This window comes from Scytonema sp. UIC 10036 (assembly GCF_009725235.1).
In genome coordinates this window covers 23,661-41,807 of record NZ_WJFC01000113.1, presented here as the reverse complement: position 1 = coordinate 41,807, position 18,147 = coordinate 23,661, and the positions used below count along the sequence as shown (strand labels likewise).

The window sequence follows — 18,147 nt, the reverse complement described above, 5'->3', positions numbered from 1 at the left end:
CTTCAGAATGTACCGATATCTACACTTGAGTTGAGTGAGTTAAGTGTGAGTGCCTTGCCCATAGAAACTGCCACAGCCAAGTTTGATTTAACTTTATCAATGCAAAACACCAGCACGGGATTGGTGGGTGTATGGGAGTACAATCAAGCCCTGTTTGATGCCAGCACTATTGAGCGCATGAGTGGGCATTTTCTGACGCTGCTAGAAGCAATTGTCGCCAATCCTATGGAGCACATAGGGCAATTACCGCTGCTGACACCAGCACAACAACACTTATTACTAGTGGAATGGAACAACACTCAGCTCGATTATCCCTCCGATAGGTGTATCCATCAGTTGTTTGAAGTGCAAGTGCAGCGTACACCTGATGCTGTGGCGGTGGTGTTTGAAAATCAACAACTTACCTATGATGAGTTGAATAGTCGGGCTAACCAGTTGGCGCACTACTTGCGCTCATTGGGAGTGTCCGCTGATACGCTGGTGGGTATTTGTGTCGAGCGATCGCTCTTGATGGTGGTGGGACTGTTAGGTATTCTCAAGGCGGGTGGGGCTTACCTGCCACTTGATCCAGAATATCCTACTGAGCGCCTTAGCTTCATGCTAGAAGATGCTCAAGTATCCGTGTTGCTCACCCAACAGCAATTAGTCGAGTCTGTGCCTCAACATCAGGCACGCGTTGTCCACTTAGATACCGACTGGGGCTTGATTTGTGAGTCTAGTCATGAGAATCCCATTACTGGGGTGCAAGCTAGTAACTTAGCTTATGTGATTTATACTTCGGGTTCAACAGGTCAACCCAAGGGGGTAATGCTCTCTCACAGCAACCTTTGCAACCATATGTCCTGGATGCAAGCAACATTTTCCTTGACGGAAAAAGACAAAGTCCTGCAAAAAACTCCTTTTAGCTTTGATGCCTCGGTTTGGGAATTCTACGCTGCCTTGTTAGTGGGTGGACAGTTGTTAATCGCTCAACCAGGAGGTCATACTGATAGTGCATATCTGTTAAGGTTAATTGCTCAACAGCAGGTAACCACTATTCAACTTGTCCCATCCTTACTGCAAATGCTCTTAGAACACGGAGGAATCGAAACCTGTTACTCTCTCAAACAAGTCTTCTGTGGAGGTGAAGTCTTACCAATGAGTCTGGTTAAAGGCTTGTTAAGTAAGCTAAATGTAAATTTGCACAATCTTTACGGGCCGACGGAAGCTTGTATAGATGCAACGAGCTGGGATTGCAAACAGCAAATGTATGGGCAATTTGTCCCCATTGGTCGCCCCATCGCTAACACCCAAATCTACATACTCGACCAATACTTACAACCAGTACCAGTGGGTGTGCCTGGAGAATTGCACATCGGTGGTGCAGGTGTTGCAAGAGGCTACCTGAACCGCACAGAACTAACGAAAGAAAGATTCATTCCCAACCCCTTTGGTTCTGGTCGCCTCTACAAAACGGGGGACTTAGCACGTTATCTGCAATCTGGCGATATAGAATACCTAGGGCGCATAGACACTCAGGTAAAAATACGAGGTTTCCGGATTGAATTGGGAGAAATTGAAGCAGTACTGAGCCAGTTAGGCGATGTGCAAGCAAACTGTGCGATCGCCCGTGAAGATACACTAGGGGATAAACGCTTAGTAGCCTACATAGTACCGTCTATTAACTCCGAAACTACATCCCAACAACTGCGGCAATTCCTCAAAGCAAAACTGCCTGAGTACATGGTACCAAGTGCTTTTGTACTACTGGAATCCTTACCCCTGACTCCCAACGGCAAAGTGGACAAACGCGCCCTACCAGCACCTGATCTACACGCCAGTGACTCAGACACATTTGTTGCACCACGCAACCAAGTAGAACTGCAACTAACGCAAATCTGGTCAAGAATTTTGAAAGTTGATAAAGTGGGAGTACAAGATAACTTCTTTGAGATCGGTGGTCACTCCCTTTTAATTCCTTACTTAATGGCTCAAATTAAACAGCAATTTGGTAAAGACATTCCCGTGTCAACCCTGTTTCAAAATCCAACTATTGAACAGTTAGCAACTGTTGTGCAAAAAGATTTGGATTGTTCAAGTCCGTCAAGTTTAGTGGCAATTCAGCAAAATGGTTCCAAGCCTCCTTTATTCTGCATTCCAGGAGCTGGTGGTCATCCTTTCTACTTATATAACTTAGCCCGTTGTCTGGGAGATGACCAACCATTCTACAGTTTCCAAGTAAATAGTCTTTCTTTTGATAAAAAGTCGGCTTTCCCCCAAGTTGAGGATATAGCCAGCCAGTACATTCAAACACTACAGGTTGTTCAGCCAGTTGGACCGTATTTTTTAGCAGGACATTCTTTTGGCGGTCATGTAGCTTTTGAAATGGCACAGCAACTGCTTCACAAAGGTCATGAGGTTGCTTTAGTTGCCATTCTTGATACCACAGCACCGTTTCATCAGTCCAAGTCTACTGTTGATGATTGGGATAATGCTAAATGGCTAAGTGACTTTGCCAAGGTCATGGAAACTGTTTACGCAAAAAATCTAGATATTTCTCACCAGACTCTTCAATCTTTGGTTTGGGAAGAGCAACTCAAATACGTTCTAGAACGGTTAAAAAATGCTGATATCTTGCCTCCCGATGATGACACTACGCAGCTTAACCATTTGGTGCAAGTTATGAAGACCGACTCTCTAGTTAATTATGTGCCACAACAGGTCTATCCTACCCGAATTACTCTGTTGCGTGCCAGCGAGACATCTGTTGAAGAGCCTACTAGTCAGCTACCCCCCGAGATTTTACAAGATTCCGCTTGGGGCTGGAGTGACTTTGCAGCCGAACCAGTAGATGTCTATTTTGTTCCTGGCAACCATATTACGATGATGACTCAACCCCACGTTCATGTTTTAGCCGAACGCTTGAAAGCTTGCATCCAACAGGCACGACGTTAGCTCGTGTGATATCATGTCCGGTTGAACACTTATAATAAGGTATGTAGTTGCGCTGTCTTCGCTCCACGACTGTCTTGAGCGAAGACAGCGCAACTACATAACCCAAGTTGCTAGTTATAAATTTAGGCGATCGCAAGATACCACTTAAGGAATAAAATCCTCTCCTGGAATAAAACTAGAGAGGAAGATGCTAAATAAAACAATTGCTATCTATGCTATCATCGACGACCTTCTCAAAGCGATCGGACACGATGAAGATGTTCGGATTAAAATGAGTGATGCAGAAATTATCACAGGGCGCACTGATTGCCGCAATATTTTTTGGTGGCAATCATAGTAAGGCTTGCGCTTATATGAAAGACCACAACTTAGTGCCAACAATGTTAGAAAAATCACGATTTAATCGGAGATTAATTATGCTATATCACTGAGGCAAATGTAGTCTAAATTACTTATTATCAGTAACAATAGTATTTTAGATAGCATTAGTGCATTGAAAAAAGCAGTAAAAACCGATTGTGCCAGTTGAGGGTGCGGAATGTGGGTTTCTATCGGGTTAAGTTCGGGGGCATGAGGTGGTTGAAGCAGAGGAATAATATTTTCAGGCCAGCGAATCGCAGAACTTGTATGAGCAGGAGCTTGGTCAATCTGTAAAATTGCATAGTCGCTGCCTAATTGCTGAGATAGCCAGTCCAAGAACTGTTGAAAATATTCACCGTTGAGTTTAGGATATTCATGTTGAAAATGTTTTCCACTCAAAGGTTCAATTGCACCATAAATCCAAAAATTTTCCCGTTCCCATTTCACCTCAACAGTGGGCTTAACTCCCTTTCCGGTAATTACTTTTCCTGTTAAGGTTTTCAAGCCAACTCTAGTTTCATCCTGACACAGGTAATGGACATACGAACCTTGTGCCAAAAGTTTTTCCAGACGATTTAGAATGATACCGAGTTTTTTTTAAACTCAGATATCAACTCTTCGTCCTGCTTGTAGCTTTGGGGACGCGGTACTTTTAGTTTTGCCCCTAATCGATACCGAACCCATGCATAAACTGTTCCATACTCGATCTCCAGTTCATGCTCTTTTTGGAACCATTCAACAATTGCACCATAACTACTAAATCCAATTCCAGTTTCCAACTCCTGCTTGAGGGAAGCGATCGCAGCATCGTTGATTTTTCGTTTTGCCCCTGGAGCTTTCTTGATTTCCAGTAAGCTAGACAGCCCACCTGAACGATATTTCTGCAACCATCTTGTCACTGTTGAAGTATCTTTACCCAAGCGGAATCCTATTTCCTGCTGCTCGCTTACCTGCCCACTTTTGAGCCACCACAGCATCTGTAGCTTTTCTTTCTGGTTTCCCAAGCTGGCTTTCTGTAGGCGTTTTTTTAGTTCCTCTTCGCTTTCGGCGATCTCAATCTTAAATGGGCGGCTCATGGGCATCTAAAATCATTAGGTTTGCACCCCTCTATTATATGCAGCTTCATATTAAATTGGTATTAGTCCAGAAAAGAGCTATATCTGGGTTAACGACCTGCTCCAATCGACTACAGGAGTAGCTTTCGGAGTACACTATCACAATGATATGGGCATGGCTCTCGAAAATACCCTCCAGTCCCTTATGGCTGGAGCGACTTTAGTATCGGGTACATTTGGCGGTATAGGGGAGCGAGCCGGAAATGTTGCCCTTGAGCAGGTGTTAAATGGGTTGCGAGTCCGCTTCGGAATTGAAGTCAAGGGCATCAACTATGACGCTCTCGCCGCCGTGACCGATCGCATTGAGCAACTGGGGATTCGTCCCGCCCCTCCTTACTCTCAAGCTGCTCAACGCCACGAATCAGGTATCCATGTCAATTCTTTGTTTTCCGATCCCAACAGCTATGGAGCATTACCTTATAATACGATAGATGTTGTATTTGGCAAATGGAGTGGAGTCAGTAATTTCCAATATCTATTTGAAAAGCAACTGCACAATCCCCAACCAAAAGAGCAATACGAGAAAATGCGCGCCGCGATCAAATCTCTTGCTACTGAACAAGAACGCTATTTTACAGCCAATGAGGTGTTAGAGCTATGGGAAAACGGCGTCTTGGAATAATCCATTACTCAGCCTCAAGAACCTAAATTAATTTTTAAGATATGCAATCTACAACTTTTCTTGATAAAACCTCAATGAATGATTCTTCTCCAGAAGCTAATCAATTTTGGGAGAATGTCAGAGCGATCGCCGGACCTTACTGGTATCCAACAGAGGCAAGAGGAAGAGCATTTTCAGATGTAATTCGTTCGTGGGCGATGCTCATTCTCCTGATATTATTAATCGTCGCCCTTGTGGCTGTAACTGCTTTTAATAGCTTTGTTAATCGCTATTTACTCGATATCATCGTTGAAGAAAAAGATTTAACTAAATTGGTTAATACGTTATGGGTTTACGGCGGTGCTCTTGTTTGCGTAACGCTCTTAGTAGGGTTTTCTAAATTTGTGAGAAAACAAATCGCTCTTGATTGGTACCAATGGCTAAATAATTCTATTTTAGAAAAATATTTGAGCCATCGTGCTTATTATAAAATCAACTTTAAATCCGATGTTGATAATCCAGATCAACGAATATCTCAAGAAATCGAACCTCTTACCAAAAATGCTCTCAGTTTTTCGGCTACTTTCCTAGAAAAAGTGCTGGAAATGGTAACTTTTTTAATAATTCTCTGGTCTCTTTCCCAATTTATTGCAATTGCATTGGTTGCATATACCATAATAGGCAATTTAATTGCTGTTTACTTGGCGCAAGAATTGAATAAGATTAATCAAGAGGAACTCGAATTTGAAGCAGACTATACTTACAGCCTGACTCATGTTCGCAATCATGCTGAATCAATAGCTTTTTTTCAGGGAGAAAAAAAAGAATTAAATATAATTCAGCGAAGATTTTATAATATTATTCAAAGTACTAAACGCAAGATTAATTGGGAGAGAACTCAGGATATTTTTAACAGAGGATACCAGGCGGCTATCCAAATATTTCCATTTATAGTATTTGGACCTTTACAGATTAGAGGTGAAATTGATTTTGGAGAAATAGCTCAAGCCAGTTTAGCTTGTAATCTGTTTGCCACTGCTATGGCAGAATTAATCAGAGAATTCGCAACTTCAGGAAGATTTTCCAGTTATGCTGAGCGTTTAGCTGAGTTTTCGGGTGCGTTGGAAGCTGTTACGCAACAGCCAGAGAACGTGAGTACCATCAAAACAATTGAAGAAAACCGTCTGGCTTTTGAGAATGTCACCTTACAAACGCCAAACTATGAACAGGTCATCGTCGAAGACTTATCACTGTCTGTTCAACCAGGAGAAGGTTTATTGATTGTTGGACCGAGTGGTCGAGGAAAAAGTTCTCTGTTGAGAGCGATCGCAGGTTTGTGGAATGCGGGAACTGGTCGCATAGTGCGACCGGATCGAGAAGAAATCTTATTTTTGCCCCAACGTCCTTATATAATTCTGGGAACATTGCGCGAACAGTTACTCTATCCTCAGACAAATCGTCAAATGAGCGATCGAGAACTCGAAGAAATTTTGCAACAAGTCAACCTGCAAAACTTGCTGACTCGAATCGATAGTTTTGATACAGAAGTCCCTTGGGAAAATATCTTATCGCTGGGAGAACAACAACGCTTGGCTTTTGCAAGATTGTTAATTACTCATCCCAGCTTTACTATTTTAGATGAAGCAACTAGTGCTCTGGATTTGAACAATGAAGGCAATTTATATCAACAATTGCAAGAAACGAAAACAACTTTTATCAGTGTTGGACATCGAGAGAGTTTATTTAATTATCATCAATGGGTTTTGGAACTGTCACAAAATTCCAGTTGGAAACTTCTGACTGTGGAGGATTATCGCCTTCAAAAAGTTAAAGAAATTAGTACTAATCCTCCTGAAAACCCTCCAATTACAGAAGTTAAAGAAATTAGTACTAATCCTCCCGAAAACCCTCAAATTACAGAAGTCCAAGAAACTAGTACTAATCCTCCCGAAAACCCTCAAATTACAATAGATGTTTCACCACAGAATCAATCCCCAAGTCAACCAGAAATCAGCGCAAGTTCAAGGCTTTCTCATAAGGAAATGCAGAGATTAACAGGCGATCCCATTAACACCATCAGACGCAAGGCAAGCGTTGGCAAGTCCATCACAACTAAGGATGGCTTTACCTACCGCTACGACAAAAACCCCAAGGTGTTGAAATGGGTCAGAGTTTAGTGGGGCATCTTGTCGTTGTTAGCTATTGACCAAGCAGGATGGCATACAAGCAATGAGCTGACGATACCTGAAGGGATTGATTTGATCGATTTACCAGCCTACTCCCCTGAGTTACAACTCTTCAGTTCGATTATGGCCCCTAACCAATATTACAATGATGACTCAACCTCACGTCCAAGTTTTAGCCGAGCAGTTAAGAGTTTGCATTCAGCAAGGAATGCAAAAAATGGGACTCAAGGATTCATAATTCTCGTTCCCAGGCTGAGCCTGGGAATGCAGGCTGCTCGGCTCTGCCTCGCTTAACTACTCCCCAACCGCTTGAAGATTACCTAATTAAATGAACCGCAAAGACGCAAAGAGCACGAAGAAAGAGGAGAAGAAGATCGGTAATCTTATGGCGGAAAGGGAGTAGTACTGCAAGAAGTAAATTCGGTTATCTAAACTTATGCCAACCTGTACTAGCTGCACGCAGGAGGCGGAGCCTCTTGAATGGCATTCCCAGGCTGAGCCTGGGAACGAGGCGATCCTCTCCTTCTCTTCCTCTGCGCTCTAGTGTGCCCTCTGCGGTTTTTAATTTAACCCTCAACTCTAACCCATTTCAACACCTTGGGATCTTTGTCATAGCGGTAGGTAAAGCCATCCTGAGTTGTGATGGACTTACCTTGGCTTGCTTTGCTTCTAATGGTGCTAATTGAAACACCTACTAATCCCTGCATTTCTTTATGAGAAAGCCCTGAAATTGTGCTTGTTTCTGGTTGACTTAAGGATTGATTCTGTGGTGATTCTATTGTAATTTGAGGGTTATTGTCTGGATTCACAATCATTTCTTTTGCTTTTTGCTGGCGATAATCCTGTACGGTCACAAGTTGCCAACCCGAATCTTGTGAAAGTTCTAGAACCCATTGATGATAATTAAATAAGCTCTCCCTATGTCCAACACTAATAAATGTTGTTTTTGTCTCTTGTAACTGTTGATATAAATTTCCTTCATTGTTCAAATCTAAAGCACTCGTTGCTTCATCTAAGATAGTAAAGCTCGGACGGGTAACTAACAGTCGTGCGAAAGCAAGGCGCTGCTGTTCTCCTAAAGATAAAATGTTCTCCCAAGGAACCTCTGTATCAAAGCCATCGACTCGACTCAATAAGTTTTGCAGGTTGACTTGTTGCAAAACGTCTTTGAGTTCGCGATCGCCCATTTGACGATTGGTATTAGGATAAAGTAACTGTTCGCGCAAAGTTCCCAATATTATGTAAGGACGTTGAGGCAAAAATAAGACGGATTCCAGGGGAGGTCGCACCAGACGACCAGTCCCCGCATTCCACAAACCAGCGATCGCTCGTAACAGAGAACTTTTCCCCCGACCACTCGGTCCAACAATCAACAACCCTTCTCCTGGTTGAACAGAGAGCGACAAATCTTCTACAATAGTCTGTTCGTAGTTTGGCGTTTTTAAGGTAACATTCTCAAAAGCCAGATGGTTTTCTTCTATTGTTTTAATAGTACTTACATTTTCGGGTTGTTTAGTCACTTCTTCTAAAGCATCTGAAAACTCAGATAAACGTTCAACGTAACTAGAAAATCGTCCGGAAGTACCAAATTCATTGATTAATTCTGCCAGCGCAGTAGCAAAAAGATTACAAGCTAAAGCGGCTTGGCTAATTTCTCCAAATTCCATTTTACCTTGAATGTCTAAAGGTCCAAATACTATGAATGGAAATATTTGGATTATAGCCTGATATCCTCTATTAAAAATGTCTTTATTTCTCTCCCAATCTAACTTGCGTTTAGCATTTCTTATCAGATGGATAAATCGCCGTCCAATGATATTTGATTCTTGGTTCTCTCCCCGAAAGAAAGCTATTGATTCAGCATGAGTGCGAACATGAGTCAGACTATAGGTGTAGTCAGCTTTCGATTCAAGTTCTTCTTGGTTAATCTTATTTAATTCTTGAGTCAAGTAAACGGCAATCAAATTGCCTATGACTGTGTAAGTCACTAGAATAACTGCAACTTGTTGAGAAATTGACCAAAGAATTATTAAAAAAGCTGTCATCTCCAATATTTTTTCTAAGAAAGTCGCTGAAAAACTCAGAGCATTGCTGGCAATGGGTTCAATTTCTTGAGACAGACGTTGATCTGGATTGTCCAAATCAGCTCTAAAGTTGATTTTATAATAGGCTCGACCACTTAAATATTTTGATAGAGTGTGATTATTTAGCCATTGATACCAATCGAGAGCAATTGTTTTTCTGAGAAATTTAGAAAACCCTGCCAAAAGCGTTACCACGACGAGCGCTATACCGTAAAGCCATAACGCGTTAAAAAACTTAGAAAGGTCCTTCTCTTTAGTGATGATATCGAGTAAATAGCGACTAACGAAACTATTAAAAACAGTTGCACCCACAAGTGCGACGATTAATAAGATTAGGAGAATCAGCATTCCCCATGCACGAATCACGTCAGAAAATGCTCTTCCCTCTATCTTTGTTGGATACCAGTAGGGCTGAGCGATCGCTTTTACATCTTCCCAAAATCGAATAAAAGCCGAAGACGTATTTGTTAGGGGTTGATTTTGGACAACTTGAGTTGGCATATTTTAGAAATTCACTGAATTTTCTTACTAGACTCAGATTCTGAATAATTTCACTGTCTTGAAAATAGGGAGTAGGGAGTAGGGGGTAGGATTTTCTCGTGATTAGCTGACTTAATTATCCACGATTATTTGATTGTTATTCTAAACAAGTTCTAAACGCTTTTAAGGGTTAAATACAGGAGGCAATTATTTATCCTATCAAAAGATTTTTCATATTTTACCAAACTTCAAACGAAGTCAATCGAATTATATCAATTTTGGTAATTACCTATAATAAAACTTATTAACGATCGTTGGGCAACCCCTTGGAGAAACCCAACACAAGCTGAGAATTCATGTTGGGTTTCGTTCCTCAACCCAACCTACACATATTATAAATATTTAACCGAACCTGATATTATTTATGTTTAAGAATAAATCAGCCAAGCAAACTGACCGATTCCCAACCAGAAATAGATAATTAAAGCTAAGACAAATAACCCAACGCAGCTTCCCATGATTAAATAATCAGTCCTACTGAGTATAGACTCATGAAGATAAGTCCTCTGAGAACTTCCAGAAAAAGCTTTTGATTGTAATACCACTTCTAAGGTTTGAGATTTAGTCATGGCATTTAAAATGAGGGGGACTGCAACAGTGGCATAAACCCGAGTACGCTGCAACAAACCCATTTTTTCAAAAGCCAGTCCTCTCAATCTTTGGGCTTCAATAATTGATTGTATTTCTTCAAAAAGTACGGGGAAAAATCGTAAAGTAGACGAAAAAATGAACACGATTTTATAAGGTATTTTAGCCTTGACCATACTGACAATCATCTTATTTACATCAGTTGTGAAAATTCCTAACGGAATAACCAGAACCATTGTCAATGTTTTAAATATGACATTTATTCCATATAAAATTCCTTCTACTGACATTTTTGCTCCACCAAGAAACCACCAACTTGGAGGAACAGCTAACAATGTGGTTAATTCTTCCTTATGAGTTAATAATTTCACCTGAGAGATATTGAAAAATCCCATACTCAATAAAAGGAATACATAAAAAGGAATCATAATCCTCAAAAGAGTAGCCAAATAATTTAATTGGACTCCTGCTACGAGACAAGCAAGGGCAACACTTAAAGTTAAAAAACCTCCAGTCATAGGGCTTTCCCAGATAAAAGCAATTAGGGTAATTGTTCCTATCATCACCAGTTTTGTACGAAAGTCTATACGAGTAAAAATTGAATCTCGTTTTACAGTCTGAAAATTTTTAATTCCCATTATTCCATCTCCTTAAATAATAAAAGTGAGTAAAGCTGCTAGCATACACAAGACACTTGGATTTACCCCCCTTAATCCCCCCTTATAAAGGGGGGAAACTGCTACCCCCCTTAATCCCCCCTTGTAAAGGGGGGAATTTTCCCTCCCCTTTACAAGGGGAGGGTTAGGGTGGGGTAAAAACGACGCTCAGTTTGAAAAGGAGGGAGTTAGAAAGAGCTACTTAAAACAATTAGCCAACTCTTCAGGAGTCAATAAAGGATAGTCTTGATTGGTAAGATCGGAGAGTTTTTGAGATAGCAAAACTGCTTGCGGGGGAGTTAAATAAGTCGATTGTAATAATTTGGTCTGATGATAAGCTTGACGTATAGGCGCATCGAGAAGAACTGTTCCTCGTCCCATGACAACAACCCGTTGGGCATATTCTGTCATTAAATATAAATGGTGCGTAATAACAATTATGGTTTTTCCCTGCTGGTGTAATTGACGGCTTACGTCCAAAATTGAGCAAGCTCCCCGATAATCCTGTCCGATGGTTGGTTCATCGAAAATAACGATTTCTGGATTCATGGCTAAAATTGCAGCAATCACAATCCGAGCGCGATCGCCTTTAGGTAAGGCGAGGGGATGAAGATGGCGCTCTTCCCATAAGTTCATATTCTTAAGGCTTTCATCGGTTCGTTGCTCTACGATTTTGCGCGAGTAACCCAGATTTCGTAAAGCAAAGGAGACTTCTTTTTCTACTGTTGTATTAAAAATTTGATGATCGGGGTTTTGAGCGACATAGCCGATGGAACGGGCTAAACTGCTAACTGACAGTGTACTAGTTTCTTGATTATCGACATATACCTTTCCTTGAGATGGTTGTAAAAGGTTGAGGAAATGCTTAACAAAGGTACTTTTTCCCGCTCCATTTTGTCCAACAATTAGCACATATTCCCCCCGATGAATATCGAGTGATACATCACGTAATGCTTGTGTTCCATCTTCATAAATATGGCTCAGGTTTTGCACGGACAGCAAAGGCGTTTGCGTACTTTTTTGCTCTTGAGAAAATTGAGGGGATGGGACAATCTCATGTTCTGTTGCTAACTTGCTCAACAAAGGTAAACCTTCAGAGAGAGTCACGGGAATTTGACTAATGGGAATTTTGCGGTGCTTGATGAAGTAAAAAGTTTGAGCGACTTGAGGCGGACGCAGATTGTGTTGTCTTAATTGTTCAACACGAGAATAAATTTCATTGGGTGTTCCCACATCTAAGAGCTGACCATCAGATAAAAAAGCCAAGCGATCGGCGAATTGAGCCATTTCTTCAGCCGCGTGGGAAACCATAACAATTGAAATACCTAATTCTTGATTGAGTTCTTTGACAGTCGCAAAAACTTCCTCAGAACCGATGGGGTCTAATTGAGAGGTAGGTTCATCAAGAATCAGTAGGCTAGGTTGTAAAGCTAAGGTAGCAGCAATGGCTAAACGTTGTTTTTGTCCACCAGATAATTCTTGAGGGTTTTTTGTTTCACATCCTTCCAAGCGAACTGCTTCTAAGACTCGGGGAATTCGCCTCAGAATTTCATCTCTGGGAACGCATAAATTTTCAAGAGCAAAAGCAATTTCATTTTCTACAGAGGTGGAAGTGAGTTGTATTTCAGGGTCTTCAAATACCATCCCCACATAACGCGCTAACTCAGATATCGGACACTCAAGAGTGTCTTTTCCCGCCACTGTAATATGTCCGAAAAAACGTCCCCCATAAAATTGGGGGACAATTCCATTCAGCGCAAGACACAGTGTCGTTTTACCTGCACCCGTCGGTCCAATAATTCCTAAAAATTCTCCTGAGTAAATGTCTAGGGAGATATCTTTTAGGACTGACTCAGAAGAACTTGGGTAAAGATAAGAGAATTTTTCTAAAGTGGCGATCGCTTTCATTCTTTTAATAAATAGCTTCTCTAGGTTTCACTAAATTTATCTCTCTAAGTCCGGAAATGACTCCCGCACCAATAACTGTACCAGCTACGCAACGAATTAAGTTTTCTACAGGTATGACAGGAATAAGGACAATCCATACCTCTTCCGGCCAATTAAATATGTAATAGGTAATTGTTGTTGAGCTAAGATGGATGACTCCCCAAACCGTCCATGTTCCTAAAAATAAACCCGTCATTAAGGGAACAATCTTCTGACTTGAGATCCATCGAGCAAATAAAGTGCGTGTGGGTAAGGCAAATAACACTAGCCCAGACCAGTCCACGAAAGAACCTGCAATGACTATGTTGGGAGCTACACCATTGCGAAGGGCGCGATCGGCATACAGAAAAAGCTCAAAGGCGAAAAAAATGGTCAATCCTATCCACCAATACTTGCGTCTGTAACCCAAAACCATCATCCCTGCTGTAAAGCTACCTAGCATTGCTCCCCAAATTGACAATATGGGAATACCAGCGGTGTAGGGAGCAAGAATTGTTCCAATTAACGTACCAATACCACTAGCTAATGCACCAGCAAAAGGTCCAAGTATCCATCCCAACAAAGGAAAAATGCTTTGGCTCAACGGCATACCTCCTCCTGATGCTAATACAATAGTGAAGGGAATAAAAGCCAGAGTAGTGGTCACGGCTGCTAAAACAACAATGTAAGCAACAGGAGTTCCGTCAATAGAGGCGGTACTCGCGATCTGGACTTTCCGTTCTTCTCCTTCTGGGGAATGAGTCAGTGTCATGGTTATATCTAGTCCTAATTAAGGCGGAGCGAAAAAGTTTGAGCTATGGTGATTCTATTTCCTTAATTCTATAACTGCCAATCCATTACCACCAGGGTAAGGGAAATTATAGCAAACGTCGTTCAACTCATCTTTATCCACTTGGAGCCAAATTTGAAAAGGGTTCTCCAGGTTTGTTTCTGATGCAATTCTTTTAAAGTAAGTAACTTCAAGAGCCTCTTTAGGAAGCTGATATTTTGTTATGAGTTTTTCCAAGTAATCCTGACTGAATTGCACGTACCAAAAACCATCGGTTATTTTTCCAAATGGAACAGTAATAATTGCCTTCCCAGAATTATCTAGCAGACTATAGATCTTCATAATAGCTTTTAGAGGTGCTTCCAAATCCCTTGGTGTAGATTTTTCAGTTGGAACCACTTTATATCCCTGTTCTACATACTCGTTCCAATTTTGCCCAATATGTTCAACTGTTGATATACTGACAATAATATCGTACTTATTCCTCTCAGAAAATTCCATCAAATCTTCATTGATAACATCAGTACCTATCTCGTATTTGTCAATAATTTTTCGAGAAAATTTGTTCACCTCACTCTCATAATAAGAGAGTACATTTCCTACCTCAAGTATTCTATCTGTTGTTTTACAACCAGATAAAAAATCGAATACAATTGGTATCTCTATTGCTCTTTCCGCCATGTTATTGTGTGGAATTCTATTGTAAGAGAGGAGTTTTCCTTTATAACTGAAATTTGTTTCCCACTGCATTTAAAAAATACCTCCATAAGGATTAAAGTCTAAAATAGAAGTGTCATTGGTCATTTGTCCTTGGGCATTCGTCATTAGTCAGAGTTTGCCGACTGACTTAATTTAAAGTTTAGTTAACAACTGGCTAAAGCGCTGGGCGATAACAGGCGCATCAAACTCTGCAACTTTAACCCGCCCTGCTTTGCCAAGTGCAGAGCTTTTCTCTGGTGATAAAAGGACTTCTGCTAGCTGATGTGCCAAATCTTCTGGATCTAAAGGGGTTGCTAGCAAACCTTGTACGCCATGTTGAATTAATTCGGGTGTAGACGACGAACGACTGGCCACTATTGGCTTGCTAGTGGCCATGGCTTCAGCAAAGACAATCCCAAAGCCTTCTTGCAGGCTTGGCAAGCAGAAAACATGACAGCGAACATACTCGCGTACTAGTTTCTCATAAGGAAGGTAGCCAAGGAAGGTTACGTTTTGATTTAAATTGAGTTCTTGAGTTAGACGACGCAGGTTGTCCCACTCTGGTCCCTTACTTGCAATTCGCACTTCCACATCTGGTATTTGATTGCGGAGAATTGCCGTTGCTCGAATCAGGGTAGCAACGTTTTTACGCGGATACTGCACTCCAACACACAATACAGTGGGACGCGCATTAGCTTCTTGACTGATAGATGCTACTGCCGCATCCCATGCTTGAAGGTCAATAGGAGGTGGTACAATTTGGATGTCTTTGGTGTAGTTATAGAGATGGGCTAGCCTGGTACGAGAATAGTCGCTGGTAGCGATCGCCATATTGGCACGATGGACGCTGACTCGTTCTGCTTTTGCCATCAACTCTAAAGAGACACGTACCCACCCCCGCTCAAACTTGGCTTCGTCAGCAATAATACCGTGAATGTAGGCAATAAATGGGGGTTTGATGCGATTGGCAATGGTATAACCGTCCATATCGAGACCAATAACAGCATCATAATTGTCGAAGCGTCGCGGATCGAGTCCCCAGTTCCATCGGAAACGCTCTACCATGTAGCCCATCAATCCAGTTGGTTGAGATGGGGTAAAAACATCAACGGTAGGATGTTGCGATCGCAGGTTAGCAATCAGGTGTGCATTACCCACAAAAGTGCCGCTTCCCAGCTTGGCATTTTGGGGAGTCGCGGTGATAAATGCTAGCTTCATTTAAGCTCTACGTGTTAGCAGCACTCGTATTATGACCCAATTTGTATGCAATCTAATAGCCCCCGATCTGCATCTAGAGTTACTTTCACACCTACTGGTAAAGCAGCGTTCGGTCCATCATGACCAAAAGGTAGACCGGAAACCACAGGAATGCCTAAATTACCCAAGCGATCGCGCAAAACTTCCTCAATAGTGAAACTAGGGACATTGGGCGGTGGTTCGCATCGGCTAAAGCGCCCTAAAGCAATACCTCGGACTTTTTGCAAAGCACCACTCATTCGCCATTGAGTCAGCAGTCTGTCTATTCTGTAAGGTGCTTCTGTCACATCTTCCCATGCCAAAATTACACCATCCATATCCGGCTGTAATGGCGTACCCAGAAGATGAGTTGCTACTGTGAGATTTGCTGGTAATAAAATACCAGTAGCAATGCCACCACCCCAGCCGTCACCTTCTAAAGGTGCTAGAGGACGACCTTCCACCAAATCAAATAATCTTTGAATTGACCACTCTGGTTCTGAAGCTAGAGTTGTCATGACAGGACCGTGAACGCTAGAAATACCTACTTTATAAAGACTCCATAAAAGGCGTAATGTCAGAAAAGCCAATTAACCATTTGGGGATGGGGAGTGGGGAACTTGGGGTAAGGACAGAATGAGACAATTCTCCCGTTGTCCATGTCCAGTTTTCGAGAAGGCGGTGCTGCCAAAACCTCCTCTCGCACAAAGGATACCGCGACATTGCAGTTCTTGCCACGCCGTTGCTAATTGATGGCGGCGGTTTTCATCTTTACCTGCTAAATATCCCCATTTGTCATCAATACCCGATACTAACTCAACTTGATAACCTCGCGATCGCCAAATTTCGACTCCTTTTTGAAACGATTCAAATTCTCTCAAAGCACCACTTGGCGCAATGATTTGCAGTAGATCGCCCGGTTTGAGAGGTGGCGGGACAGTTGAGATTGGCGATTGGTCATTTGTCATTTGTCATTTGTCTCCCTTGTCTTCCTTGTCCCCCTACTCCCTACTCCCTACTCCCTGCTCCCTTCATTTTCCTGGCTAGGTAAAGAACGGATGCGGTTCATTTGTGAAAGAGCATACTTTGCTGTGGCTTGCACCTCAGCATCGGGATCGTGCATTGCATGTGATACCATTTGGCTAACTTGAGCCATCATGTCATAAATACGAGTCAAATCGCGGATAGCATTTTTCCGAACCTGGGGGCTTTCATCCTGTAATGAAATTGCCAAAGCACGATTCATAGGTTTAAGTGTCCGAGTGCCAATTTCTGCCAAAGCTGCCAAAATTAAGCTCCGTTGCTGAGTATCTGCATCTACCATCAGTTCCACAAGAGGTTGAACTGCTCTTGAATCTCCCTGCTGTCCCAAATCCCAGATAGCTTTACGCCGTTGAGTTGGATCGGCGCTGTGTAAATCCTGTATCAATTGGTCAATAATGTTGACTTTGGCTAGGCGAGCAGTTTTTTCTACTGACAGTAATTGAGGTTGAGGGTTTGCGACTGTTTCTGATGAAACAAGTTCGGTACTTCTTAAGTATTCTTCGTTCGCAATTGTGGTGTTTTCTTGTCTTGATGGCGTAATCAAGTTGGTATTCTCTTGACGAGAAGTTTCAATAGAGTTAGCAGTTTTTTTGACTTGACTAAATCCCCTAATAATGTATGTGAGTGCGCCAAGACTTCCCAAACTACCCAGACAAACCAGCAACCACCACACTATGTCCTGTTTTTCTTCTTGCTCTGTCGTTGTACTGGCTGATATGGCGTTGCTTGCGATCGCCATAGAGGATTTCAAAGGTTTTTTCTTAATATTTTGTTTGAGATTCTGCTGTGTAACAGTTCCAAATACACCGTCTGCAACTAAATCCTTAGCTTTCTGAAATTTGGCGACAGCCATGCTTGTCACTGCACCGTACTTACCATCTATTTCACCATCGTAGTACCCCAATTCTTTAAGTGAGGTTTGCAGTTTTCTCACTTCTGTACCTGTGCTACCAGGTTGGAGGAGAGTAGAAATATTGACTGTGTCTGTAGAACTTACTTGAGCAAGTTTAAAGCTTTTCACAGCTTGGTTAGGGGTAGCGTTGCTTGCTAAATTATGGTCAAGACCCAAGCAAGCAAAGCAAGCAATGAGAAGTACAAAGGAACCACGTAGCCCCATATAAAGATTTTCAGGTAGGATATGCATTGCTAACGCATCAATACCACGGTAATAAGGTATCTTAATGATAATTTTTTTCTTGGCTACAAAATAATTAAATACACCCCTCTCACCAGACCATGCAAATCTCCGAGCGTAGAGCTGCAAGTAGCTAGCAGCTTAACAACTTAGTGTACGTAAATAAAGTAAGTACAGTTGACTATGATTGAAGGATACTATAGCCTGTTCCCAATCTTTCATCAATGCCAACAATTTTGATAATTCTTTCTTT

At 41.8% G+C, this 18,147-nt stretch carries 12 protein-coding genes and 2 pseudogenes; 4 read left to right on the top strand and 10 right to left on the bottom strand.

Features of this window, described 5'->3' with window-relative positions:
• On the top strand, nucleotides 1-2,934 hold a 2,934-nt coding region (locus F7734_RS37785), incomplete at its 5' end, for a non-ribosomal peptide synthetase (protein ID WP_155749587.1).
• A 187-nt stretch (nucleotides 2,935-3,121) separates the two neighbouring features.
• Entirely contained in the window at nucleotides 3,122-3,271 is a 150-nt protein-coding gene (locus F7734_RS64270) for a hypothetical protein (RefSeq protein WP_243147307.1), read from the top strand.
• Between the two features lie 77 nt (nucleotides 3,272-3,348).
• Here F7734_RS64270 and F7734_RS37775 read toward each other — a convergent pair whose 3' ends face one another.
• Together F7734_RS37775 and F7734_RS37770 are read right to left on the bottom strand one after the other, a co-directional pair.
• On the bottom strand, nucleotides 3,349-3,852 hold the full coding sequence (locus tag F7734_RS37775) for a transposase (protein WP_166482402.1): 504 nt from the start codon (nucleotides 3,850-3,852) through the stop codon (nucleotides 3,349-3,351).
• A 17-nt stretch (nucleotides 3,853-3,869) separates the two neighbouring features.
• Nucleotides 3,870-4,370: a helix-turn-helix domain-containing protein gene (locus F7734_RS37770; protein WP_166482401.1), complete on the bottom strand. Its 501-nt coding sequence runs from the start codon at nucleotides 4,368-4,370 to the stop codon at nucleotides 3,870-3,872.
• Nucleotides 4,371-4,425: 55 nt separating this feature from the next.
• Here F7734_RS37770 and F7734_RS37765 point away from each other — a divergent pair.
• Both F7734_RS37765 and F7734_RS37760 read left to right on the top strand, forming a co-directional pair.
• Nucleotides 4,426-5,031 (top strand): annotated as a pseudogene (locus F7734_RS37765) (2-isopropylmalate synthase); the annotation flags it as partial.
• Nucleotides 5,032-5,072: 41 nt separating this feature from the next.
• Entirely contained in the window at nucleotides 5,073-7,187 is a 2,115-nt protein-coding gene (locus F7734_RS37760) for an ATP-binding cassette domain-containing protein (RefSeq protein ID WP_155749584.1), read from the top strand.
• Nucleotides 7,188-7,762: 575 nt separating this feature from the next.
• Here F7734_RS37760 and F7734_RS37755 read toward each other — a convergent pair.
• The 8 genes and pseudogenes from F7734_RS37755 to F7734_RS37720 form a co-directional block, all read right to left on the bottom strand.
• The gene (locus F7734_RS37755) at nucleotides 7,763-9,781 is read right to left on the bottom strand and encodes an ATP-binding cassette domain-containing protein (protein ID WP_155749583.1); all 2,019 of its coding nucleotides are present in this window, start codon (nucleotides 9,779-9,781) and stop codon (nucleotides 7,763-7,765) included.
• Nucleotides 9,782-10,188: 407 nt separating this feature from the next.
• Nucleotides 10,189-11,046, bottom strand: a complete 858-nt coding sequence (locus F7734_RS37750; protein WP_155749582.1) for an energy-coupling factor transporter transmembrane component T — start codon at nucleotides 11,044-11,046, stop codon at nucleotides 10,189-10,191.
• Nucleotides 11,047-11,262: 216 nt separating this feature from the next.
• Nucleotides 11,263-12,972, bottom strand: coding sequence for an energy-coupling factor transporter ATPase (locus F7734_RS37745; protein ID WP_155749581.1), 1,710 nt, complete (start codon nucleotides 12,970-12,972; stop codon nucleotides 11,263-11,265).
• A 4-nt stretch (nucleotides 12,973-12,976) separates the two neighbouring features.
• Entirely contained in the window at nucleotides 12,977-13,762 is a 786-nt protein-coding gene (locus tag F7734_RS37740) for a hypothetical protein (protein ID WP_155749580.1), read from the bottom strand.
• A gap of 54 nt (nucleotides 13,763-13,816) precedes the next feature.
• A complete protein-coding gene (locus F7734_RS37735; RefSeq protein WP_155749579.1) occupies nucleotides 13,817-14,530 on the bottom strand; it encodes a hypothetical protein in 714 nt (237 codons plus the stop codon).
• Between the two features lie 102 nt (nucleotides 14,531-14,632).
• Entirely contained in the window at nucleotides 14,633-15,697 is a 1,065-nt protein-coding gene (locus F7734_RS37730) for a glycosyltransferase family 4 protein (protein ID WP_155749578.1), read from the bottom strand.
• A 29-nt stretch (nucleotides 15,698-15,726) separates the two neighbouring features.
• Nucleotides 15,727-16,683: pseudogene (locus F7734_RS37725) on the bottom strand (LD-carboxypeptidase).
• A gap of 47 nt (nucleotides 16,684-16,730) precedes the next feature.
• Complete coding sequence (locus F7734_RS37720; RefSeq protein ID WP_155749590.1) at nucleotides 16,731-17,876, bottom strand: HEAT repeat domain-containing protein; 1,146 nt, start codon at nucleotides 17,874-17,876, stop codon at nucleotides 16,731-16,733.
• Nucleotides 17,877-18,147: the final 271 nt, after the last annotated feature.